The organism is Mesorhizobium sp. M7A.F.Ca.US.006.01.1.1 (assembly GCF_003997935.1).
GTDB lineage: Bacteria > Pseudomonadota > Alphaproteobacteria > Rhizobiales > Rhizobiaceae > Mesorhizobium.
The window spans coordinates 23,370-43,229 of the sequence record NZ_RZQL01000023.1 but is presented as its reverse complement, the minus strand read 5'-3'; the positions used below and the strand labels follow the sequence as shown (position 1 = coordinate 43,229).

The following is a 19,860-nucleotide window of genomic DNA, read 5'->3' as shown; positions in this document are numbered from 1 at the left end:
CATTATAGGCGTTGCCGCCATTGATGGCCGTCACGGAAATCACCAGCGGATCGTACGGGTCGATCTCGCGCGAAACGATCTTCTGCAATTCGCTCACCAGGGAGCAGGCCACCGCCAATGCATCGACACCTTCATGCGGTTTTGCCGCGTGCGCGGCCGAGCCGATGACGACCACATCGAACGTGTCACAGGCCAGAGTGTAGGGACCGGAGCCGACGGCGATCTTGCCGGACTGCGTGTAGGGATCGACATGGATACAGATGGCGGCGTCGATGTCGTCGAGAAGCCCCTCTTCCACCACCCGCTTGCCACCCGACGGTTCGTCCTCCTCGGCCGGCTGGAAGATCAGACGAACGGTGCCGCCAAAACTCTCCCGCGACTGGTGAAGATGCGCGGCCACCGCGAAAGCCATCGATGCATGGGCGTCGTGACCGCAGGCATGCATCACGCCTGGATTCGTCGATGCGTAGTCGACGCCGGACTCCTCCTCGATCGGCAAGGCATCGATGTCGGCGCGAATAGCGATCTTTCGATTCGACGGCTTGCCGGTGCCAACAATATCGACGGCAAGGCCAAAGCCGGCAACGTCGCGAATGTCGGCAATTCCCTGATCCACCAGCATCTGCCTGAGATAGCGCTGCGTGCCGGCCTCCTGGTTCGAGAGTTCGGGATTGCGGTGCAGATGGCGGCGGACCTCGATCATCCGGTCGAGAATTCCGGCGGCGATATCGGTCGTCACGGTTTTCGCAACACCACCCGCCGTGGCCGGACCCTCAGGATTTGACATGGATCTCTCGCGGGAACTTCGTCAGGGTCTCATGGCCGGTTTCGGTAACCAGGATGGTCTCGCTGATCTCGATGCCCCAGCCGTCCATCCACATGCCGAGGATGGAATGAACGACATTGCCCTGTTCAAGCACGGTCTTGTCGCCCGGCCTGAGGCTTATCGTGTGCTCGCCCCAGTCCGGCGGATAGGCCACGCCGATGGAGTAGCCGATGCGCGATTCCTTCTTCAGTCCGTAGCGCTGAATGACCTTGCGCCAGGCGGCTTCGACCGCTTCGGCCGATGTTCCCGGTCTGACCGCGTCGAGCACCGCATCCATGCCCTCGATCACCGCTTTTGCCGTGTCGGAAACATTTGTCGGCGTCTTGCCAAGCTGCATGGTCCTGGCGAGGCCTGCGGCATAGCGGCGGCAAACGCCGGCAAGTTCCAGCGCAATCGTCTCGTTTTCTCCGAACCGCCTGTCGCTCCACATGATGTGCGGCGCCGAGGCATTCTCGCCACCGAGGATTGTCGGCGGAAGCGCGGTGATGTCGCCGGCAAAACCCGGGCTGCCCGCTATCTGCGCCGCCTGGATGGCGGCGATGGCATCGCATTCGCGAACCCCCGGTGCGATCACCTCGAAGGCCCGCGTGACGGCCGCTTCGGCGAGCGTCGATGCCTTGCGCAAATAGGCGATCTCGGGCGCCGATTTGACCGCGCGGATCCAGTTCACCAGCAGGTCGGCATCATGCCATTTTGCATTGGGAAGTCCGGCGACAAGCCGGGCGTGCGCCTTGGGGGAGAAATAGTAGGCTTCGAGTTCGATGCCGATACGGCGACTCCCCCAGCCCTTGGCGACGATCCAGCTCGCGATCCAGTCCATGGGATGGCGATCGACGCGCTGGACATGGTCTTCCGGAAAGCCGACCACGTTTTCCGGTTTCATCCAGGCGGTCAGAAGGCCGCCGGCCGCATCCATGGCGCGCCCGATCCAGACCGGCTCGACCTCCTCGATTGGAACCAGCACCATTTGCGGCGTGTAGAACGACCAGCCGTCATAGCCGGTGATGTAATGCTGGTTGGCAACGTCGTTGACGACAAGGAGCTCAAGACCGCGCTTCGCCATCTCGGTGCGGATCTTGCGAAGCCGCTGTTGGTACTCGTCGCGGGCAAACGGCAATTCGATCATCTTTGCTCCATGCTTTGTCAGATCAATGGTCGCGGGTTCGCTCACCATTGAAGAGGTTTCGCCATGGCGGCAATCGGCCAGGACGACGCGTGGGCAGGTCCTGAACCGAATACGCCCCCTCCATGGCCTTCCCTTGGAAAACCTCGCCTTGATTTATTTTTGAATTCCATTTGACTGAATAAATAAGCAATGCGAAGCTACCCTCTCCTAAGGGGCGCAAGGCATGGCACTGCGGGGGACCAATCAGGAATTCGGGCGGCCGTACAACCGGCGCATCGTGCTCGAGTCCATCCGCCTTCATGGGCCGATCGCGCGCGGCGAGATCGCCCGGCGCGTCGGCCTCACCGTCCAGACTGTATCGACCATCGTTCGCGAACTGGAAGATCAGGACTACATCCTGTCGCTGCGCGAAGAGCCGAAGGGGCGCGGCCTACCGCCGGCGACGCTGCGGATCAACCCCGAGGGCGGCTATGCCGTCGGCATCCACATCACTCCGCTTGGTATCAGCGCCGCCTTGATCAATCTGAGCGGCGACGTGATCGAAAGCACCTACCGCGAGGCGCCGAACGCGACACCGGACCATGCCTTCGAGCTGATCGGGGCGATGGTGGTGGAATTGACCAGACTGCGGGCCGGCGGACGGGTGCTGGGCGTCGGCATGGCCCTGCCCGGCCCATTCGACGTGGAGTCCATGAGTTTCGTGGGGCCAACCACCATGACCGGCTGGAAGGATGTGGCGCTGCGCGAACAGCTGGCGGCCTCCACCGGATTGCCGGCCTTCTTTGAAACCGATATGGCCGCGGCCGCCATGGGCGAGCGCCTCTACGGCCTCGGCGCCCAGTTTTCCGAATATTACTATCTCTATTTCGGCGTCGGCCTTGGCGGCGTTATGGTTCATGACGGCAGCGCCTTGCGCGGCGCCTGGGGAAATGCCGGCGAGATCGGACACATTCCCGTCATTCCCGGCGGCGAGGCCTGCCCGTGCGGCAACAGCGGCTGTCTCGAAAGATATTTGTCGCTCGAGGCGCTCCGGCGCTGGAACGGCAGCGAGGCGGATTGGGTCGCCGAAGTCGCACCGATCTTTCACAACGCCGTCGCCGTTATCGAGAACCTGTTCGACCCGGAGACGGTCATCCTCGGCGGGCTGGCGTCCACCGACCTGCTCGAAATGCTGGCTGGTTCGGCCGCAGGCCTGCACAACTCTGTCTCGGCTCGCAAGGACCGCACGACGCCCAGGGTTGTGGTCGCGCGCGGCGGACAGCATTCCGTGCTGCGCGGCGCCGCCGCCCTGGCGGTTTCCGGGGTTCTGTCACCTCGCTTCGGGCAGATGTTCGCGGCCGAACGCGAACGCGAGCGCGACCTTCTCAAAGGCAGGGAGATTGCGGCATGAGTGAACCCCTGCTGGTGCTCGACAACGTCACCAAGAACTATGGCGCGATCGAAGCGCTCAAGGGGATCAGCTTCTCGATCGGCAAGGGCGAGGTCGTGGCGCTGCTGGGCGACAACGGCGCCGGCAAATCGACGCTGGTCAAGATCATATCGGGCGGACTGGAGCCGACCTCGGGGCGCATGCTGTTCGAGGGCAAGGAATTCCTTGCCAAATCGCCCGCCGAAGCCAAGGCGGCGGGCATCGAGACCGTCTACCAGGACCTGTCGCTGTGCACCAATGTCGACGTGGTCGCCAATTTCTTCATGGGCCGTGAGATCACACGCAAGTTTCTCGGCATTCCCGTGCTCGACGAGCACGCCATGGAAGCCGTCGTCGGAAAGGCGCTGGCCAATGCCGGCACCCGCATTCCCTCGCTGCGGGCCAATGTCGAGCATCTCTCGGGCGGCCAGCGGCAAGCCATCGAACTCAACCGCTTCGTGCACTGGGGCGGCAAGCTGGTGCTGCTCGACGAACCGTTCGCCGCCCTCGGCGTCGAACAGACGCGGCGCGGTCTCGACATGATCCGCCAGGTGGCGAACCAGGGCATCGGCGTCGTCATCATCACCCATATCATGCAGCAGGCTTTCCAGGTCGCCGACCGGATCGTGGTGATCCGCCAGGGCGTCGTGGCCGGCGATGTCGCACGCAATAAAACAAGTCCCGATGCGGTGATCAACATGATCACCGGTGAGACGCTTGCCGGTGCCGGACCGACAGGCTGAGGGACAAAAGAGGGGTCCGGTTTAACAAGGGAGCCAACGACATGAAGCGAATACTTCTTGCTGTCTTCGGTATCCTGGCACTGGCCTTTGCCACGCTCACGCCGGCATTCGCGCAGTCCAAGGGTATCGTCTACTATATGGTGCCGACCCTGCTGGACGAGTTCCAGACCGGCTCGGTGAGCGCGCTGGAACTGTTCCTGAAGCAGACCGGCTACGAGATGAAGACGCTGAACGCCGACAACAAGACCGACGCCCAGCAATCGCAGATGAACGATGTCATCGCGCTGAAGCCGGCGGCCATCATCCTGGCGGCGGTCGACTTCAATGCGCTGAAACCGTCCATCGAAGCCGCGCGCGCTGCCGGCATCCCGGTGGTCGAGTTCGACCGCCAGATCACCTCGACGCCATCCGACTTCACCTCTGTCGCCGGAACGGTCGAGATCGGCTACGTCGCCGCCGACCAGGCCGAGAAGCTGCTGAAAGCCAAGAACGGCTCGGTGAAGGGCAAGGTTCTGCAGGTGCTCGGCGATCCCGGCGATCCCTACACGCTCGACATCCAGAAGGGCTTCGAAGAGAAGATGAAGGCGTTTCCGGACGTCAAGATCATCTCGCTTCCGGCCATGCAATGGGAAGCCAGCAATGCCGGCACCATCGTTGCCGACCAGATGCTGGCGAACCCGGACATCGACCTGATCTTCAGCCATGCCGCGCACCTTTCGGTCGCCGCCGTCGCCTCGCTCGAGGCGGCCGGCAAGAAGCCGGGCGACGTCATGCTGATGAGCTCGAACGGCGCTCCGGTCGGCCTCGACCTGATCCGCAAGGGTTGGCTCAACGCCGAAATCGAGCAGCCGCTCTACGCGCAGGCCGCGGCTGTCGCCATGTTCATGGACAAGATCGTCAAGAAGCAAGAGATTAAGCCCGGCGAATACGACGTGCTCGGCCTGAAATCGACCGTGACCAAAGAAGCCTGGGGTCCGAACATCAAGATCCCCGGTGCCGCCATCACCAAGGAAAACGTCGACAATCCGGCCTTCTGGGGCAACCAGAAGCCACCGACGGACACCGTCAAGTCGGTCGAATAGCCCTTGAATGCGCTCCGGGCCATAGCGGCCCGGAGCCTGCCCTTTCACAACGCCGCGTCCGAAAGGATGCTGTGGCGAATTTGCATCCGCGCCTTATCCTTGCGAAAATCAGCTTGATTTCGCGGGGGGCGCCAACCGGATCAGCCCATGAACCCGCGCACACGCAAAGCCCTGGAGTTCGTACTCGACAACCTCGTCTGGTTCATGCTGCTGTTCGTGCTGGTGGTCTTCTCCATCTTCGTCCCGAACTACTTTCAGCTTGGCATTTTCGCCAACATCATCGAGGCTTCCAGCGTGCTCGGCGTCATGTCGATCGGCCTGGCGCTGGTGATCATCGCCGGTCACATGGATCTGTCGGTCGAATCCGTCGCAGCGCTCAGCGCCATGGCGGTCGGCATCCTGTTCTGCTCATCGGGCATCGGCATGGGCGTACAGCTGCATCCCGAATGGCTGATGGTTCCGGTTTCGCTGCTGCTGGCGCTGGCAGTCGGCGGCCTCATCGGCGCCTTCAACGGCTATCTGGTGGTCAAGGTGAAGATGAGCGCCTTCATCATCACCCTGGCGTCCTACATCTGGGTGCGCGGCCTCGTGCTGGTCGTGTCGGGCGGCCGCTCGGCGCAGGACCTGGCGCCGGCCATCCGCTGGTTCGGCATCCAGCGCCTTGCCGGCCTTCCGCTCACCGCCTGGATCGCGGTTGGCTGTTTCGTGGTCTTTTCGCTGATCATGGCCAAGACGCCATTCGGCCGGCACCTGGTGATGATCGGCGGCAACGAGACGGCCACCTTCCGCGCCGGCATCCGGGTGAACCGCAATCTCATCATCGCCTTCGTGCTCGCCGGCGCCATCGCCGGCCTCGCCGGCTGGCTGCTGGCGATCCGCACGTCGGGCGCCACCGCCAATCTCGGCGTCGGCTTGCTGTTCAACGCCTTCGCCGCGGTCGTCATCGGCGGCGTCAGCCTCAAAGGCGGCGTCGGCACCCTCCCCGGCGTCTATGCCGGCGTGCTTTTGCTCTCGGCCATCAACACGGCGATCAATTTGATGGGCCTGCCGGCCAATTTCACCCAGGTGATTCATGGCCTGCTGGTGCTGGCCGCGGTGCTGCTCGACGCCTTCAAGCAAACCATTCGCCAAAGACTCGCATGACAGGACGGCTCGCATGACAGGACGGCTAAAAGACAAGGTGGCGCTCATCGTCGGCGCCGCCCGCGGCATCGGCAAGGGCATTGCGCTCCGCTTTGCCGAAGAGGGAGCGCGGCTGGTGCTCGCCGACTCCGAGGTCGAGGCCGGGCAAGCCACCGCCGGCGAATTGGGCGTCCCCTTCATCCGCACCGACATCTCGCAAATGAGCGATGCCGAGGCCGCCGTGGCGCTGGCGCTGAAGCAGCATGGCCGCCTCGACATCATCGTGCAGAATGCCGGCATCTATCCCTGGCAGCTGATCGAGAACACCAGCGCCGACGACTGGGACCGCGTCATGGCGGTCAATCTGCGCGGCACCTTCAATGCCAGCCGCGCGGCCCTGGTGCCGATGAAGGCGCAACGCTTCGGCCGCATGCTCTACACCTCCTCCATCACCGGCCCGCATGTCACCAGCCCGGGCCATGGCCATTATTCGGCCAGCAAGGCCGGCATCAACGGCTTCATCCGCGCCGCGGCACTGGAATTCTCCAGCTACGGCATCACCGTCAACGGCGTCGAGCCCGGCAACATCCTGACCGAAGCGATCGAGCTGCATCGCGGCGAGGCGTTCATCAAGAACATGGAGGATTCCATCCCGCTTGGCCGCCTGGGCAGCCCGCGCGACGTCGCCAATGCCTTCCTGTTCCTCGCCTCGGACGATGCCAGTTACATCACCGGCACGACCATCGTCGTCGATGGCGGGCAGTTGCTGCCCGAAGGCAGCGATTTCCGGCTCGTTCCGCCATGATCATCGATTTCGGCGATGGCTTCTTCCTGCGCCAGGCGACCGAGGCCGACCATCCCGCACTTGCCATGATCTGCCTCAAGACCGGTGATGCCGGCGAGGATGCAACCGGTCGCGAAGACGCTCCGGATCTGTTGGGCCAGATCTACACCATCCCCTACCAGGTGCTGGAGCCCGACCTCGCTTTCATCGTCGATGGGCCAACGGGCGCCGCGGGCTATCTGCTGGGTGCAAAAGACACAAAGGCTTTCAATGCAGGCCTGGCCGCTAAGTGGTATCCGCGCCTTCGCGCGCAGGTGGCCGATCCCGGACCCGACCGCACACGCTGGAGCGGCAGCGACTGGGCTCGCCACCAGATCCATCATCGCGACTTCACCATTCCGCCAGCCCTGGCTGCCTACCCTTCGCACGGGCATATCGACCTGTTGCCGCAGGCGCGCCGAAAAGGCATCGGCCGGCGGGCGATGGCTTTTCTCGAGCAAAGGCTCGCCGCGCTCGGTTCACGCGGGCTTTGCCTCGAAGTGATGCCGGACAATCACAATGCGCTGCGCTTCTACAAGGCCATCGGGTTCGCGGTGTTGCGGGAGCCGGGATTGCCGGACCACAGCATCTATGTCGCCAAACGGCTGACAACCGCACCGGGAGTTATGTGAATGGTGGGCGATGACGGGCTCGAACCGCCGACATCTTCGGTGTAAACGAAGCGCTCTACCAACTGAGCTAATCGCCCGCTCCGGGCCGGACCTTTAAGCGGTCAGGGTCCGCTTCGCAAGGCCAAATGAGCGCAGGACGCCCTGGTTGGATGCCGGTTTTGCCAACAAAACGCCGGCTGTCAAAAAACCTTCTCCTGTTTGCTGTTATGCTGTCCTGTCACGCTTGACACCCGGTGGCGAACCCCTTATCCAGCGCCCCAACGACGAACACGGCTGACACGTGTTCGCCATGCGCGGGTGTAGCTCAGTTGGTTAGAGTGCCGGCCTGTCACGCCGGAGGTCGCGGGTTCGAGCCCCGTCACTCGCGCCATTTCTCCTAAGGGTATCAAGCCCTTGGCTTTGGAGAAATGTCGACATTGATTGTCAAAGGACCTTGTTGGATGAGGCAACTCGGATTGTCTCGTATCTGAGTTTTATCTCCAAGCTTGGACCCAAGAACCGCCTATGCAACGTCGGCATTGATGGCGTCACGCTCTGGTCGCGTTCAACCGGCGCAAAGCAAAGCGTTCCCCAAATCTTGTCCGTGGCACCCGGTGCGCGCCTGCCTACGCTCCCATCAACCTCCAGCCGTGCCCGAAAAAGTCATCATGGCTGTCAGCCCGATCAGGACATCCATCGAAAACTGTGAGAAGAAGGCCGGTCTAAGACGGTCAAAACGGAAGCTTTGTCCATGAGCGATTACACCAGCCTGAATCTTCTGGAGACAACACTTGCCGCCGCCAAGCAAGATCAACGGACTTTAGACGAGCAGCGGCAAAGCACTACGCCCCTTGTCGACGGCATGTCGTTTTTCGACAGCATCCGACACAATGACGATCGTGGCAGCGTGACTGAGATCTATGACCCGCGCTGGGGTTGGCATGCCGACCCGCTGGTCTTTTCCTACATGTTCACAATTCGTCCTGGCGTGGTGAAAGGGTGGGGCCTGCACAAGCTGCACGAGGACCGCTATTTTGTGATCAGCGGCGAGATGGAACTGGTCCTTTATGATCCCCGCCCCGAATCCAGCACATATGGTAAGGTTTCGAAGGTTTACCTCTCCGGCAATCATCCACGCCTGGTCAACATTCCGAAATTTGTCTGGCATGCCGACAGAAACATCGGAACATCCGACTTGGTCGCTATCAATTTCCCGACGATACAATACGATCACGCAAATCCCGATAAGTACCGCCTGCCGATCGATACCGATCTCATTCCCCATGATTTCGGCAGCGCCAAGGGATGGTGAGCAAGCCCCGCTTTTCCATCCTCATGCCGACGCACTCGCGCGTGGATGTCATCGGCGTGGCCATCCAATCGGTGCTGGACCAGACCGCCGAGGATTTTGAACTGCTGGTCGTCGGCGACGGCTGCGCGCCCGGCACCGCCGAGGTGGTCGAAGCCTTTCAGGACGCCCGCATTCGTTTCTTCGATCTGCCCAAGGCGCCGAACTTCGGCTACGCGAACCGCAACATCGTGCTGCGTGAGGCACGCGGCGAGCTGATTGGCTTTGCCGCCGATGACGATCTCCTGTTTCCGGACCATTTTGAGATCCTGGCGGACGGTCTCAAAAATGGGGCTGCCATCGCGTACAGTCAGGCACTGTGGGTTTCCACCGATGGCATCGCAGCACCCTTCCTGACCAATCTGGACCTGGCCGACGAGTTCAGGGTGTTCACTGAGGTCGGCAACACGGTACCCGCCACCTGCTTCCTGTATCGGGCTGATTGCCTGCCTTCGCGAGATGTCTGGCCGGAAGACGTCGCATCGGCCGGGGATTGGCAGTTGTGGCGGCGAATCATGCGGGAGAACCCGCGAAATCCCTTCACCTATTGCCGCGTCCCAACCGTCCTGCATTTCAGCGCCCTATGGAAAAATTCGCGTCACTCCCAGGCATCGCAACTGCAAACGTTTCTTGATATCGCGGACGGAGCCGGGTGGTGGCCTTCGGCCTTGCGCGTCTGGGTACCGAACGCCAGCAAGGAACAATCCGAGTACTCGCGCCTCATGCGCGTTGATCCTGCGGCCTGGAGCGAGCAGATGCGCCGTGCCGTCGGCGATCTGGTAGCGCGCCTTGCCTGGGAGGATGTGCAGACGATCCGACCGATGTTTGCAAGCGCTGAAGCCGAAAAGGCGACGTTGCATTCTGAAATCTCAAGGTTGCGCAGTGAGCTTGAGGCGGCTCACCAAAGCAGCGTCGGGCTGCGGAGCGCCGCTTCGGATGCAAGGAACGAGAAGGACGAGATCGAACAAAGGTTGCAAGCGTGCCAGATGCAAGTCGCGGCCTTGCATCAGTCCCGAAGCTGGCGTCTCACAGGCCCCCTGCGCAAGATCTCCACAAGCTTGCGTTCAAAAAAAACATAGCCTTAAGAACGGGCCGGAGGCGGCGGCAGCGGCTGGTCAGCCAAGCCGATCTCATCCCCTCTCCAGCAGCGCCTCGACCTCCTGCAGCGTCGGCATCGACGGCGCGGTCCCTGGCCGGGTCACCGAAATGCCAGCGACGGCGCAAGCGAAGCGCACCGCCTGCAGCGGCTCCACACCCCTGGAAAGTGCTGCGGCAAGCCCGCCATTGAAGGCATCGCCTGCCCCCGTGGTTTCGACCACCGGGCCGGCGCTGACGGCTGGAACATGGTCGGAGCGATCTTTCGAGTGCAAAAGCGCGCCCTTGTCGCCGAGCGTGACGATGACGGTGCCGATCCCCTTTTTGAGCAGCTTGTCCGCAGCGGCTCGCGCCTCGTCGACCGAGGACACCTTCATCCCGGTCAGTTCCTCCGTCTCGGTCTCGTTGGGCGTGAGGTAGTCGCAGAGCGTGTAGATGCGGTCGGGAAGCTTTGCCGCGGGGGCCGGATTGAGGATCGTCGTCACCCCTGCCCCGCGCGCGATCTCCAGCGCCCGCATGGCTGCTTCGATCGGCTGTTCGAGTTGGGTGACAAAGACGCCGGCACCGCTGATCAGCCCGGCATTGGCCTCGATATCGGCTGGAGAGATCAGCATGGCGGCACCGGGGCTGACGATGATGGCGTTGTTGCCGGTCGTCTCCTCGACGAAAATGTAGGCCGCGCCGGTGTAGCTTTCCGGCGTATCGATGACGGCATTCTTGACTCCCGCCTGCGCCCAGGTCTGCCTGGCCATGTCGGCGAAGGGATCGACGCCGAGGCGGGTGAGGAAGGTGACGTCAGCGCCGAGCTTGCCGGCGGCAACCGCCTGGTTGGAACCCTTGCCGCCCGGCCCCAGCGTGAAGGATGTGCCGAGGATGGTTTCGCCCATGCGCGGCTGGCGCTGCGCCCTGTAGGCCGTGTCGGCGACGAACACACCCAGGATGACGACCGGCTTGCCCGAAGCCATGCCGCTACTCCGCATCCGGCGGCACGACGCCCTTGCGGAAGGCGAAGCAGCCGTAGAAGCGGCGCTCGCCGGTCTGGATGACGCAATAGGCCTGTTTGGCGCGCTCGTAGAAGGCATAGCGCTCGACCGCGATCATCGGCCACGACTTGCCCTCGGCCTTGTCGACTTCCTTCTGCACCTCTTTCTGCACAGCCGGAATCTCGTCCGGCTTGCCGACAATCTCCATGCGCGCGGCCGAATCGTCGACGAATGTATCGAGCGGGTAGAGCGACAGCACCGCCTTGACCACTTGCGCCGCCGAGGCATCGATGCGCAGCACGCGGCCGAGCGCCGTCTGGCGCGCCACCGAATCGGACGGGAAATTGGTGTCGGCGATGATCAGATCATCGCCATGCCCCATTGCCCGCAATGCCTGCAGCACGTCGGCATTGAGCAGCGGGTTGATGCCTTTGAGCATGGTATTCCTCGTGAGTTGGGATCAGAGACGCTTGCCGGTCTCTGCGTCGAAAAGATGGATCTGGTCGAGCCTTGGCTTCAGCTTCAGCGTATCGCCCGGCTTGAAGTCGTGGCGCTCGCGAAACAGCGCCACCATCTCGCCTTCGCCGAAGCGCAGGAACACCAGCGTTTCCGAGCCGGTCGGCTCGACCACCGAAATCTTCGCCGGCACGCCGTCGGGATGGATCTCGAGGTGCTCCGGTCGCACGCCATAGACGACGGCTTGACCGCCCTGGGCGGCATTGCCCGATGCGATCGGGAACAGCGTGCCCGCGATGTCGACACCTGGCTTGTCGCCCTTGCGCATGACGCCCTTGAGCAGGTTCATCGAAGGCGAGCCGATGAAGCCGGCGACAAACAGGTTGGCCGGGCGGTCGAACAGTTCCAGCGGCGCGCCGACCTGCTCGATGCGGCCGTCGCGCATGACGACGATCTTGTCGGCCATGGTCATGGCCTCGATCTGGTCGTGGGTGACGTAGATGGTGGTGGTCTTCAGCCGCTGGTGCAGTTCCTTGATCTCGGTGCGCATCTGCACGCGCAGCTTCGCGTCGAGATTGGACAGCGGCTCGTCGAACAGGAAGACCTGCGGATTGCGCACGATGGCGCGGCCCATGGCCACGCGCTGTCGCTGGCCGCCGGAAAGCTGGCGGGGATAGCGCTTCAGATAGGGATTGAGGTCGAGGATGTCGGCGGCGCGCTTGACCCGCTCGGCGACCACGGCCGGATCGGTTTTCCTGAGCTTGAGCGCGAAGGCCATGTTCTGCTCGACCGTCTTGTGCGGATAGAGCGCATAGTTCTGGAACACCATGGCGATGTCGCGCTTGGCCGGCGGCAGATGATTGACGACGCGGTCGCCGATGGCGATCGTGCCGGCGGAGACGGTCTCCAGCCCGGCCACCATCCTGAGCAGCGTGGACTTGCCGCAACCCGAAGGGCCAACCAGCACCACGAACTGTCCGTCTGCGATATCGACGCTGACTTCGTGCAGAACCTTGACCGTTCCAAAGGCCTTGGCCACCTTGCTGATCGCGACTTGCGCCATATCTCCCCCATCGGCTCCATTAGCCGTAGGCGCAGAAGCTAACCAACGCGACCTGTCAGGGCAAGTCGGTCCCTTATAGATAAAAACCCGCTCTCGTTGACACGGCGTTGGGTTGTGAGAATAGTGGCAGGCGCTGGTCAAATTGTCGGTAGCCGATCCGCAATCGGAACCTCAATCGACGCAGGGTGGGGTCCTGCCTAATTCGTTTCCGAAACGGGAGCATCGTTGGCGCTCCGGCGTCCGACAGTTGGCCGATTTATTCACACTGATGTTCTGGGAGGAACAGGCGATGAGAACGGGTCTTTACGACAAACTGGTTCGAGCCGGCGCCACAAGGCGCGACATATTGAAGGGTGCGGCCAGCATGGCCGCGATCGCAGCCGCATCCGGCGCCGGACTTGGCGCCTTGACGCGCCCGGCCTCCGCGGCAAGCGAATTGCGCACAAAAATCCTGCAGATCCCCGGCGTCGGCAAAGGCCAGCCGACGGACGCTGATTTCCAGAAGGTTGGTGAACTCTGCCTCGAAGCCACCAAGGCCAATGTCAAGGAAGGCGAATTCGCCGGCGTCGAGCTGACCTTCATGGGTCTCAACAACCAGAACCTGCACAATGTGCTGTTCCGCGGCTTCCTGAAGCCATGGGAGACCTACACCGGTGCCAAGATCAACTGGATCGACCTGGCGCAGGCCGATTACAACGCCCGCCTGCAGCAGTCGATCGCCACCGGCACCGTCGACTTCGACATCATCGAAATGGGCGCGCCGTTTGAAGGCGATGTCTGCGGCAAGGGCCTGACCTCGGAAATGCCCGACTGGGTCAAGACCCAGATCGATTTCGATGATCTCGTCAACTACCTGAAGCCGCCGGTCGGCACCTGGGACGGCAAGCAATACCGTGTGACCGTCGACGGCGACGCGCACAACTTCAACTACCGCACCGACGTGTTCGCCGATGCCGACCTCGCCAAGGCCTGGAAGGACGGCGGCGGCGAAGGTGAATGGGGCGTGCCGAAGACCTGGCAGCAGGTTCAGGCGGTGACCAAGTTCCTCAAGGGCAAGAAGCTCAAGGACCAGGACGTCTATGGCTATCTCGACGCGCCAAAGCCCTGGGGCGGCTTCGGCTTCTATTTCCTCGGCAGCCGCGCCACCGCTTATGCCAAGCACCCCGACGACAAGGCCTGGCTGTTCGACGCCGACACGATGAAGCCGCGCGTCAACAATCCGGCCTGGGTGCGCGCCATCCAGGACGTCATCGACGCGCTGCCCTCCGAACCCGCCGACCAGATCAACGCCGATCCGAACACGACTGCCTTCCAGCAGTTCCTGGCCGGCACCGGCTCGATGGTCACCTGGTGGGGCGACGTCGGTTCCAACGTCAAGACCAACGACTCGTCCGTCGTCGGCGACGTCACCGGCTTCTCGATCCTGCCTGGCTCGGACGATGTCTACAATGCGAAGACCGGCGCCTGGGACAAGCTCGCCAGCGGCCCGAACTATGCGCCCAACTGCGCCTATCTCGGCTGGGGCGTCTATGTCATGGCCCGCGTCGATGCCGATGAAAAGAAGAAGAAGGCGGCATGGTCCGCTGCAGCCCATCTCGGCGGCAAGGACCTGTCGATCTGGACGGCGATGTATCCGTCGGGTTTCCAGCCTTACCGCAACTCGCATTTCGACATTCCCGAATGGGTGGCGGCCGGCTACGACGAGGCCTTCATCACCTCCTACCTGAAGTCGGAATCCGACAGCTACAACCATCCGAACGCGGCGATCGAGCCACGCATCCCCGGCATCTTCCAGTACTACAGCGCCGCCGAGGACATCTTGGCCAACACCTTCGCCGGCAAGATGAAGGCGCAGGAAGGCGCCGACGCCATTGCGGCGGCCTGGGAGAAGCTGACCGACCAGATCGGCCGCGACAACCAGATCAAGCTCTACAAAGCTTCGCTCGGCATGTAGGCTGGCCTATGAACCGTGGTCCGGCGGCAACGCCGGACCACTTTAGACCGGCTCCGGCTCCTCGAGAGCCTTCAAACGGGCGAGATTTGTGGCTGACCAGACTTCGACCGCGAACCCGTGGCCGGCAGATGCCGGCCCTTCCGATCTGATCTCTCCAGGCCGCAGACGGCTCGGCTGGGCGCTGATGGCCGTTGCGACGCTTGGCCTGCTGGCGACGATCGTGCTGGAGATCCTCTACAAGGGCAGCGCCGATACGATCGGCTTCGAGACCTGGCGCCCCGTCGTCTATGCCTATGTGCTATGGGGCGTGGCGATCGGCATCGGCCAGGTGCTGACGCGCGGCGAGGACGGCCAGCGTGCCCTGTTCCTGCTGCCGGCGCTGCTGTTCACCATTGCCATGGTGATCTTCCCGACGCTGTTCGGCTTCTACATCGCGCTCACCGACTGGAACCTCAGTTCCTTCAGTGGCCGCAAGTTCAACGGGCTCGACAATTTCTGGCAGATGCTAGCCGATCCCTACTACCGCAACGCGCTGTTCAACATGGTGCTCTATGTGCTGGCGGTGGCGGTCGAGTATGTCATTGCCTTCGGCCTGGCGCTGCTCCTCAACGCCCAGATCCGGGCGCGAAAATTCTTCCGCGTCGTCTTCCTGATGCCGCTGATGCTGTCCCCGGTCGCGGTGTCGTGGATGATCGGCAAATCGCTGATGGAATACCGGTTCGGACCGGCCGCAACGCTGGCGCGCCATCTCGGCTGGGAAAATCCGGCCTTCTTCTCGGACCCGATCATCGCCCGCATATCGATCATGATACTGGATGCCTGGACCTTCATTCCGTTCATGATGATCATGCTGCTGGCCGGGCTGCAGGCGATGTCGCGCGAGGTGCTGGAAGCCGCACGCGTCGACGGCGCCAATGCGTGGCAGACCTTCTGGCAGGTCACCTTCCCGCTGATGCTGCCGGTGTCGGTGACGGCGGTGGTCCTGCGCATCATCTTCAAGCTGAAGCTTGCCGACATCATCATCACGGTGACGTCGGGCGGCCCGGGCGGCGCAACCGATTCCGTGTCGAGCTTCATCTACCGCGAATATCGCGACCGCTCGAATGTCGGCTACGGAACCATGCTGGCGATGGCCTATCTGGTGATCATCGTCGTGTTCGTCACGTGGCTGTTGAAATTTGCCAACCGTTTTGTCCGCAATGTCAATTAAAGCAAGATGGGGGTGAATTGAGCCAGATGAGCGTTCAGACCACCGAATATGTTGCCTCGGAGATCCGCTCGCCGGCGAGCTTTCTCGCCAGCCGCGTCTTCATCTACGGGGCGCTGGCCTTCTGGGCGTTCATCTGCCTGTTCCCGATCTATTGGACGGTGACAACCTCGTTCAAGACCGCGGTCGACGTCACGCAAGGCCATCTCATCCCCTTCGTCGACTTCCAGCCGGACTGGAAAGGGTGGCGCTCGCTCGGCCTGTCGCCGGACTCGATTTTCCAGACCTCGACGGTGCGCGAGGAGTTCCTCAAGCGCTTCATGAATTCGGTGATCACCTCGGTCGGCGCTTCGAGCCTGGCCATCGTCATCGGCAGCCTCGCCGCCTACGGGCTCACCCGCTATCGCTATCATTTCGCCTGGTTCAAGAACGAGGACATCTCGTTCTTCTTCCTGTCGCAGCTGATCCTGCCGCCGGTGGTGCTGGCCCTGCCCTTCCTCGTGCTCTACCGCGAGGTCGGACTGCTCGACACGCGCGTCGGTCTGATCCTGCTCTACACGCTGATGGTGCTGCCGATCGTCATCTGGATCATGCGCGACCAGTTCAACTCGATCCCGGTCGAGCTCGAGGAAGCAGCCCTTGTCGACGGGCTGTCGATCTGGGGCGCGTTCTTCCGCATCGTCATGCCGATCGCGCTGCCGGGCATGGTCGCCGCCTTCATCCTGGCGATGGTGCTGTGCTGGAACGAGTATTTCTTCGCAGCCCTTTTGACCTCGACCGACGCCAAGACGATCCCCGTCATGGTGGCGAGCCAGACCGGCTCGCAAGGCATCAACTGGTGGTCGATGGCGGCACTTGCGACGGCGGCCATCGCGCCTCTGGCGGTGATTGGCATCGCGCTTGAACGCTATCTGATCATGGGCATGACCGCTGGCGCGGTGAAGTAGCAGGGCGGCCCGCTAGGCTGCCAGGATCGTGCGCAGGTGGTCCATGATCATGGCGACGCCCTTCTGCCCAAGCTCGGCCGAAGCATCCTTGGCGCTCTCCGTATACCAGCCGGTATTGTCGGCGAAGTGATTGGCATCGACAGCCTCCGGGCATAGCGCCAGCATCAGCGATGTCTCGCCAATGCCGGCGTGGTCGAACGGGTACTTGCCGTTCATGTCAGCCGACATCAGCGGATGCACCTGCACCCAGTTGAAGAAATTTTCCCCTGCGGCGTGTCCGGAATAGTAGTCGGCCATCGTCTGCGAACCCCACCAGCCCTCGCCGCGCTCCCTTTCGAGGAAGCGGAAGATCGCCTGACGGCCGGCGGTCTTGAACGCCAGATCGGTCGGCATGCCAGCGGCGAAGTTCTCGGTCTGGTGGTGGATGATAGCGTGGATGTTGCGAAAGCCGATGCGCAGCAGGCTGTAGAACAGCTCCTCGCCGAACGGCGCCAGCGCAGCGCCGCCGACCTGCACCGAGCCGCTGCCTTCCGGGGGCGCCACCGCATAGCTTGCCGCACCGTAGTAGAAGGGCGGCAGGATGACGACGTCCCTCTCCTTCTCGAACAGTTCCAGTGTCTTGATGACGGCCAGCGTGTCCATGCCAACGGCCATGTGCTCGCCATGGTATTCGAGCACGCCAAGCGGCAGCGCGACCGGCCAATTCTCGGCGATCGCCTTGCGGATCTGGTGTGGCAGCATCAGTTCGTAGCGCATGATCTATTCCATGTTGGTGTGGCGGGCGCGCATCGCTTCGGGCGACACGCCAATCAAGTCCCTGAGCTTCAGCACCATCACCTCGAACAGCAGGAACAGCGCGCCTTCGAACACCGAGCCCATCGGCAGGACCGACGTCTTCTGCGCCCCCTGATCGTTGGCCATGGTCTGCGCGGGAATGAGCACCGTGAAGTCGGCAAGCCTTGCCGCGCTGCCTTCGACCTGGGCGGTCAGCAGGAGATTGGTTGCACCTGCTTGGCGCGCGACCTGCATCAGGGTCAGCACGGTCGAGGTCTCCCCCGGCCCGGAACTGACCAGGAAGACATCGCCCTGCCCCAGCGGTGGCGTGCTCATGTCGCCGACCACGGAAACCGGCAGGCCCAAATGGTAGAGCCGCATGGCAAAGCCCTTGACCTGCAAGGCCTCGCGGCCGCAGCCATAGACGACGATCTGTCGCGCGCCGGCCAGCATTTTGCAGGCGGCGTCGATCCGGCTTTCGTCGATGCGTGCCAGCACGCCGCCGAGCTCCTCAAGCGCGGTCTCGAACAGGCTTTTGCTCTTGTCGCTCACCGCAAACCCGCCATTGAAAAATCACCCTGGTATTTGCCGCTCTTGCTGCCACGAACAGCTTGATTTCGTTATGCTAGCAACCGTGAAAATGCGTGTCCAACGCGCAGCTATGCTTTTGCCTGATCACAGGCGTGATAGTGTCATGTCAGACAAATCAAGCGAGGCAAACGGCAGGATATGAAGACACGGCATTTCGACCGCATCGGCAATGGCGGCATTAGTTTCACCGAGCTCGGCTTCGGCGCGGCGCCGCTCGGCAATCTCTACCGTGCCGTCTCGGACGAGGACGCCAACGCCACGCTGGAGGCCGCCTGGGCGACCGGCTGCCGCTACTACGACACCGCGCCGCTCTATGGGCTCGGCCTCTCGGAAACGCGGCTCAACCCGTTCCTGCGCGGCAAGAAGCGCGACGACTATGTGCTGTCGAGCAAGGTCGGCCGCATCATGCGCGCCTGCCCGCCCGAAGAGCGCACCGGCATCGGCAAGTTCTTCGACACGCCATCACGCCGCGAGGTGTTCGACTACAGCTATGACGGTGTCATGCGCTCGTTCGAAGCCTCGCTTGAGCGCCTCGGCGTCGACCGGATCGACATTCTCTTCGTGCACGATGTCGACATCTTCACGCACGGCAGCAAGGAAGCCTCCGACCGGCGCATCGAGGAGTTCATGCGCTCGGGCTATTACGGCTTGTTGTCGCTGCGCGACCAGGGCGTGATCAAGGCGTTCGGTGGCGGCATCAATGAGTGGCAGGTCGCGCAGACGCTGGCTGAGCGCGGCGACTTCGACCTGTTCCTGCTGGCCGGGCGCTATACGCTCTTGGAACAGGAGGCGCTGACATCCTTCCTGCCGCTCTGCCAGGCACGCGGCATCGGCATCGTTCTCGGCGGCCCCTACAACTCCGGCATCCTGGCGACCGGACCGAAGCCCGGCGCCTACTACAATTACTCCGAAGCGCCGAAGGACATACTCGATCGGGTCGCCGGCATCGAGAACGTCTGCAAGCGTCATGATGTCAGGCTGATCGAGGCCGCCCTGCAATTCCCGCTGCTGCACCCCTCGGTCGTTTCGGTGATCCCCGGTGGCCAGCGGCCGAGCGAAGTCGAGAGCAATCGCTCGCTGCTCGATGCGAAACTGCCGGCAGCGCTTTGGGCCGATCTCAAGAAGGAAGGCCTGATGCGCGCCGAGGCGCCGACCGAATAAGCCGGCCGCCATCGCGTCAGCGTCGGGTACAAAAATGAAAAGCCGGGCAAGCCCGGCTTTTCTGAGGTCTCTGAAAAGAAAAAACGCTTAGTTGACTGCGTCCTTGAGGCCTTTGCCGGCCGAGAACTTCGGCACGGTACGTGCCGGGATCTTCACTTCGGCGCCGGTCTGAGGATTGCGGCCGGTCGACGCCGCACGCTGTGACACGGTGAAATTGCCGAAGCCGACAAGCCGGACATCGCCGCCCTTCTTCAGTTCGCCGGTGATCACGGAAAATACCGCATCGACCGCCGACTGCGCGTCACCCTTCGAAATGCTCGCGGCGTCGGCGACAGCGGACACCAGTTCGTTCTTGTTCATAAAAATTCCCTTCCATGAGAACACCGGAACTAACGACTCATCCGGCAGGAAACGGACTTTAGAAAGAAGCGCTCCCGCAACCAAGTCGAAAAGGCAGGAAAAAAGCGGAAAAAGCCCGGAATTCCGGGGTTTTTCACATGAAAAAGCCGGGCGCTAGGCCCGGCTCTCCGTTTGTGCACT

20 protein-coding genes and 2 tRNA genes are annotated in these 19,860 nt (G+C 62.5%); 13 read left to right on the top strand and 9 right to left on the bottom strand.

All coding sequences use genetic code 11. The annotated features are described in order from the left end of the window. The coding region (locus EN943_RS06940; protein ID WP_164778104.1) for an amidohydrolase at nucleotides 1-787 on the bottom strand (787 nt) is incomplete at its 3' end. Further along, a complete protein-coding gene (locus tag EN943_RS06935; protein ID WP_127412036.1) occupies nucleotides 774-1,952 on the bottom strand; it encodes a M24 family metallopeptidase in 1,179 nt (392 codons plus the stop codon). The genes EN943_RS06935 and EN943_RS06940, both read right to left, overlap by 14 nt. A 223-nt stretch (nucleotides 1,953-2,175) precedes the next feature. Here EN943_RS06935 and EN943_RS06930 point away from each other — a divergent pair, with 223 nt between their 5' ends. From EN943_RS06930 to EN943_RS06905, 6 genes are all read left to right on the top strand, one after another. Then, on the top strand, nucleotides 2,176-3,342 hold the full coding sequence (locus EN943_RS06930; protein ID WP_127412035.1) for an ROK family transcriptional regulator: 1,167 nt from the start codon (nucleotides 2,176-2,178) through the stop codon (nucleotides 3,340-3,342). Beyond that, a complete protein-coding gene (locus EN943_RS06925) occupies nucleotides 3,339-4,103 on the top strand; it encodes an ATP-binding cassette domain-containing protein (RefSeq protein WP_127381266.1) in 765 nt (254 codons plus the stop codon). Before EN943_RS06930 ends, EN943_RS06925 begins: the two co-directional genes overlap by 4 nt. A gap of 41 nt (nucleotides 4,104-4,144) precedes the next feature. After that, nucleotides 4,145-5,185, top strand: coding sequence for a sugar ABC transporter substrate-binding protein (locus tag EN943_RS06920; protein WP_013532176.1), 1,041 nt, complete (start codon nucleotides 4,145-4,147; stop codon nucleotides 5,183-5,185). A 147-nt stretch (nucleotides 5,186-5,332) separates the two neighbouring features. Beyond that, nucleotides 5,333-6,328, top strand: coding sequence for an ABC transporter permease (locus EN943_RS06915; protein ID WP_127412034.1), 996 nt, complete (start codon nucleotides 5,333-5,335; stop codon nucleotides 6,326-6,328). Nucleotides 6,329-6,341: 13 nt separating this feature from the next. Further along, nucleotides 6,342-7,112, top strand: coding sequence for an SDR family NAD(P)-dependent oxidoreductase (locus EN943_RS06910; RefSeq protein ID WP_127412033.1), 771 nt, complete (start codon nucleotides 6,342-6,344; stop codon nucleotides 7,110-7,112). Continuing rightward, the gene (locus EN943_RS06905; RefSeq protein WP_127412032.1) at nucleotides 7,109-7,762 is read left to right on the top strand and encodes a GNAT family N-acetyltransferase; all 654 of its coding nucleotides are present in this window, start codon (nucleotides 7,109-7,111) and stop codon (nucleotides 7,760-7,762) included. Before EN943_RS06910 ends, EN943_RS06905 begins: the two co-directional genes overlap by 4 nt. Before the next feature lies 1 nt (nucleotide 7,763). Here the strand turns inward: EN943_RS06905 and EN943_RS06900 are convergent. After that, nucleotides 7,764-7,839 (bottom strand) — tRNA-Val (locus tag EN943_RS06900). A gap of 216 nt (nucleotides 7,840-8,055) precedes the next feature. Here EN943_RS06900 and EN943_RS06895 point away from each other — a divergent pair. The 3 genes from EN943_RS06895 to EN943_RS06885 all read left to right on the top strand — a co-directional run bounded on the left by EN943_RS06895 (nucleotide 8,056) and on the right by EN943_RS06885 (nucleotide 10,168). Beyond that, a tRNA-Asp gene (locus tag EN943_RS06895) sits at nucleotides 8,056-8,132 on the top strand. 360 nt (nucleotides 8,133-8,492) lie between these two features. Beyond that, on the top strand, nucleotides 8,493-9,053 hold the full coding sequence (locus EN943_RS06890; protein ID WP_127412031.1) for a dTDP-4-dehydrorhamnose 3,5-epimerase family protein: 561 nt from the start codon (nucleotides 8,493-8,495) through the stop codon (nucleotides 9,051-9,053). After that, nucleotides 9,047-10,168, top strand: a complete 1,122-nt coding sequence (locus EN943_RS06885; protein ID WP_127412030.1) for a glycosyltransferase family 2 protein — start codon at nucleotides 9,047-9,049, stop codon at nucleotides 10,166-10,168. The genes EN943_RS06890 and EN943_RS06885 overlap by 7 nt, the downstream gene beginning before the upstream one ends. Nucleotides 10,169-10,219: 51 nt before the next feature. Here the strand turns inward: EN943_RS06885 and rbsK are convergent, their stop codons facing one another. The 3 genes from rbsK to ugpC are packed head-to-tail and all read right to left on the bottom strand — an operon-like array spanning nucleotide 10,220 to nucleotide 12,686. After that, nucleotides 10,220-11,149 (bottom strand): ribokinase, encoded by a 930-nt coding sequence (gene rbsK / locus EN943_RS06880; protein ID WP_127412029.1) that lies wholly within the window; start codon nucleotides 11,147-11,149, stop codon nucleotides 10,220-10,222. 4 nt (nucleotides 11,150-11,153) lie between these two features. Next, the gene (locus EN943_RS06875; protein WP_027162392.1) at nucleotides 11,154-11,606 is read right to left on the bottom strand and encodes an RbsD/FucU family protein; all 453 of its coding nucleotides are present in this window, start codon (nucleotides 11,604-11,606) and stop codon (nucleotides 11,154-11,156) included. A gap of 21 nt (nucleotides 11,607-11,627) precedes the next feature. Next, entirely contained in the window at nucleotides 11,628-12,686 is a 1,059-nt protein-coding gene (gene ugpC, locus EN943_RS06870) for a sn-glycerol-3-phosphate ABC transporter ATP-binding protein UgpC (protein ID WP_127412028.1), read from the bottom strand. Nucleotides 12,687-12,975: 289 nt separating this feature from the next. Here ugpC and EN943_RS06865 point away from each other — a divergent pair, with 289 nt between their 5' ends. From EN943_RS06865 to EN943_RS06855, 3 genes are all read left to right on the top strand, one after another. After that, nucleotides 12,976-14,640, top strand: a complete 1,665-nt coding sequence (locus EN943_RS06865; protein ID WP_127412027.1) for a sugar ABC transporter substrate-binding protein — start codon at nucleotides 12,976-12,978, stop codon at nucleotides 14,638-14,640. Nucleotides 14,641-14,728: 88 nt separating this feature from the next. Continuing rightward, nucleotides 14,729-15,850: a sugar ABC transporter permease gene (locus EN943_RS06860; protein ID WP_127412026.1), complete on the top strand. Its 1,122-nt coding sequence runs from the start codon at nucleotides 14,729-14,731 to the stop codon at nucleotides 15,848-15,850. A 26-nt stretch (nucleotides 15,851-15,876) separates the two neighbouring features. Then, nucleotides 15,877-16,794: a carbohydrate ABC transporter permease gene (locus EN943_RS06855; RefSeq protein ID WP_127321755.1), complete on the top strand. Its 918-nt coding sequence runs from the start codon at nucleotides 15,877-15,879 to the stop codon at nucleotides 16,792-16,794. A gap of 12 nt (nucleotides 16,795-16,806) precedes the next feature. Here the strand turns inward: EN943_RS06855 and EN943_RS06850 are convergent, their stop codons facing one another. Together EN943_RS06850 and EN943_RS06845 are read right to left on the bottom strand one after the other, a co-directional pair. Further along, nucleotides 16,807-17,550 carry a creatininase family protein gene (locus EN943_RS06850; RefSeq protein WP_127412025.1) on the bottom strand — a complete coding sequence of 248 codons (744 nt, stop codon included), beginning with the start codon at nucleotides 17,548-17,550 and terminating at the stop codon, nucleotides 16,807-16,809. Between the two features lie 3 nt (nucleotides 17,551-17,553). After that, nucleotides 17,554-18,120 (bottom strand): SIS domain-containing protein, encoded by a 567-nt coding sequence (locus EN943_RS06845; protein WP_127412024.1) that lies wholly within the window; start codon nucleotides 18,118-18,120, stop codon nucleotides 17,554-17,556. Nucleotides 18,121-18,297: 177 nt separating this feature from the next. Between EN943_RS06845 and EN943_RS06840 the strand changes: the two genes are divergently transcribed. Beyond that, nucleotides 18,298-19,320, top strand: a complete 1,023-nt coding sequence (locus EN943_RS06840; protein WP_127412023.1) for an aldo/keto reductase — start codon at nucleotides 18,298-18,300, stop codon at nucleotides 19,318-19,320. Between the two features lie 87 nt (nucleotides 19,321-19,407). Here EN943_RS06840 and EN943_RS06835 read toward each other — a convergent pair whose 3' ends face one another. After that, the gene (locus tag EN943_RS06835) at nucleotides 19,408-19,680 is read right to left on the bottom strand and encodes an HU family DNA-binding protein (RefSeq protein ID WP_023674657.1); all 273 of its coding nucleotides are present in this window, start codon (nucleotides 19,678-19,680) and stop codon (nucleotides 19,408-19,410) included. Nucleotides 19,681-19,860 lie beyond the last annotated feature (180 nt).

Excerpts from the sequence above, each read along its gene's own strand:
- EN943_RS06935 (WP_127412036.1), bottom strand. The coding sequence starts at position 1,952 with ATGATCGAATTGCCGTTTGCCCGCGACGAGTACCAACAGCGGCTTCGC.
- EN943_RS06930 (WP_127412035.1), top strand. The coding sequence starts at position 2,176 with ATGGCACTGCGGGGGACCAATCAGGAATTCGGGCGGCCGTACAACCGG.
- EN943_RS06925 (WP_127381266.1), top strand. The coding sequence starts at position 3,339 with ATGAGTGAACCCCTGCTGGTGCTCGACAACGTCACCAAGAACTATGGC.
- EN943_RS06920 (WP_013532176.1), top strand. The coding sequence starts at position 4,145 with ATGAAGCGAATACTTCTTGCTGTCTTCGGTATCCTGGCACTGGCCTTT.
- EN943_RS06915 (WP_127412034.1), top strand. The coding sequence starts at position 5,333 with ATGAACCCGCGCACACGCAAAGCCCTGGAGTTCGTACTCGACAACCTC.
- EN943_RS06910 (WP_127412033.1), top strand. The coding sequence starts at position 6,342 with ATGACAGGACGGCTAAAAGACAAGGTGGCGCTCATCGTCGGCGCCGCC.
- EN943_RS06905 (WP_127412032.1), top strand. The coding sequence starts at position 7,109 with ATGATCATCGATTTCGGCGATGGCTTCTTCCTGCGCCAGGCGACCGAG.
- EN943_RS06890 (WP_127412031.1), top strand. The coding sequence starts at position 8,493 with ATGAGCGATTACACCAGCCTGAATCTTCTGGAGACAACACTTGCCGCC.
- EN943_RS06885 (WP_127412030.1), top strand. The coding sequence starts at position 9,047 with ATGGTGAGCAAGCCCCGCTTTTCCATCCTCATGCCGACGCACTCGCGC.
- rbsK (WP_127412029.1), bottom strand. The coding sequence starts at position 11,149 with ATGGCTTCGGGCAAGCCGGTCGTCATCCTGGGTGTGTTCGTCGCCGAC.
- EN943_RS06875 (WP_027162392.1), bottom strand. The coding sequence starts at position 11,606 with ATGCTCAAAGGCATCAACCCGCTGCTCAATGCCGACGTGCTGCAGGCA.
- ugpC (WP_127412028.1), bottom strand. The coding sequence starts at position 12,686 with ATGGCGCAAGTCGCGATCAGCAAGGTGGCCAAGGCCTTTGGAACGGTC.
- EN943_RS06865 (WP_127412027.1), top strand. The coding sequence starts at position 12,976 with ATGAGAACGGGTCTTTACGACAAACTGGTTCGAGCCGGCGCCACAAGG.
- EN943_RS06855 (WP_127321755.1), top strand. The coding sequence starts at position 15,877 with ATGAGCGTTCAGACCACCGAATATGTTGCCTCGGAGATCCGCTCGCCG.
- EN943_RS06850 (WP_127412025.1), bottom strand. The coding sequence starts at position 17,550 with ATGCGCTACGAACTGATGCTGCCACACCAGATCCGCAAGGCGATCGCC.
- EN943_RS06840 (WP_127412023.1), top strand. The coding sequence starts at position 18,298 with ATGAAGACACGGCATTTCGACCGCATCGGCAATGGCGGCATTAGTTTC.
- EN943_RS06835 (WP_023674657.1), bottom strand. The coding sequence starts at position 19,680 with ATGAACAAGAACGAACTGGTGTCCGCTGTCGCCGACGCCGCGAGCATT.